Origin of the sequence: Draconibacterium sp. IB214405, assembly GCF_033963885.1 — a bacterium.
Lineage (GTDB): Bacteria > Bacteroidota > Bacteroidia > Bacteroidales > Prolixibacteraceae > Draconibacterium.
In genome coordinates this window covers 1-1326 of record NZ_JAXBMA010000022.1, presented here as the reverse complement: position 1 = coordinate 1326, position 1326 = coordinate 1, and the positions used below count along the sequence as shown (strand labels likewise).

General features: G+C 39.4%; 1 protein-coding gene. It reads left to right on the top strand.

The features are described from left to right. The first annotated feature begins 70 nt into the window (after nucleotides 1-70). A protein-coding gene (locus tag SLH46_RS21595) for an IS3 family transposase (RefSeq protein WP_442873579.1) occupies nucleotides 71-1203 on the top strand; the annotation gives its coding sequence in 2 pieces (ribosomal slippage) (nucleotides 71-332 and nucleotides 332-1203; 1134 coding nt in all). The last annotated feature ends 123 nt before the right edge of the window (nucleotides 1204-1326 follow it).

Below are 1326 nucleotides of genomic sequence, written 5' to 3'. Positions count from 1 at the left end.
TTGTAAGCTTCCCCAAAAACAGGACAGTTTAAAAGTAGACAAATAAACGTTAATTTTGAACTGTTAGAAGATGAAGAAGAAAAGATTTACACCACAGCAAATCTCCTCGATTTTGAAGGAGTATGAAAACGGCAAAAGCGTAGAAGAAATTGTTCGTGACCATGGCGTTAGCCGAGCTACATTTTATAAATGGCGACAACGATATGGCGGAATGGAAGCCTCAGAGTTAAAAAGGCTCAAGGAACTCGAAGAGGAGAACCGCAAGTTGAAAATGATGTATGCAGAACAAGCCCTTGATTTAAAACTTGCCAAAGAGATTATCGAAAAAAAGCTCTAAAGCCTTGTGAGAAAAGGGAGATTGCAAAAGAAGTTTGCACCAATCCCACTGTTGGCATCCGCAGGGCGTGCCGTGTGTTAAATATGAGTCGTTCTGTTTATTATTACGAGTCGATAAAAGACGATGTTGAAGTAATCGATGCACTTACCATAAAAGCGAAAGACCACCCTACAGAAGGTTTCTGGAAAGCCTATGGGCGATTGCGCCTGGAAGGCAATGAATGGAACCACAAGCGGGTGTATCGGGTTTATTGCATGATGAAACTAAATATGCGCCGGAAAGTAAAGAAAAGACTCCCTGCCAGGGTGAAAGTTCCTTTGGTAATCCCCGAAAACATTAATAATTGCTGGTCGATTGATTTTATGCACGATGCACTGGAGAATGGACGGAAGATAAAGAGTTTCAACATAATGGATGATTTTAACCGAGAAGCACTTCATGTTGAACTTGACCATTCCATCCGAAGTAATAAAGTAGTTTATGTTTTGAACCACTTGATAAAACGCAGGGGAAAACCAGAACAAATAAGGATGGACAATGGTCCAGAGTTTATTGCTGAGCTATTAAAAGAATGGAGCAAATTTCAAGGGATTGAACTTTTATATACCCAACCAGGCAAGCCAACACAAAATGCTTTTGTAGAGCGTTTAAACAGAACATACCGCAGGGCAGTACTGGATGCTTATCTGTTTCAATCATTGGATGAAGCCAGGGATGAAACAGAAAAATGGATATTTGATTACAACAATAAAAGACCGCATGATTCATTGGGCGGAATGACTCCAATCGGCTATGCCAATAAAATGAAAAACCAAAAGCTGAAAAGCAAAGAAAATGTGATTTACGAACCTGTCAAGGGTATATAAACGACTTCGCTAACTCAGTCGCCCTTGACAGAACCCAAAATCACCTTGAAGAAGCTTTCAGAATTTGGTTATAAAAAAGAAAATAATCTATTTTTGAGTAGTCCTAAAAAGGGGAAGTTTACA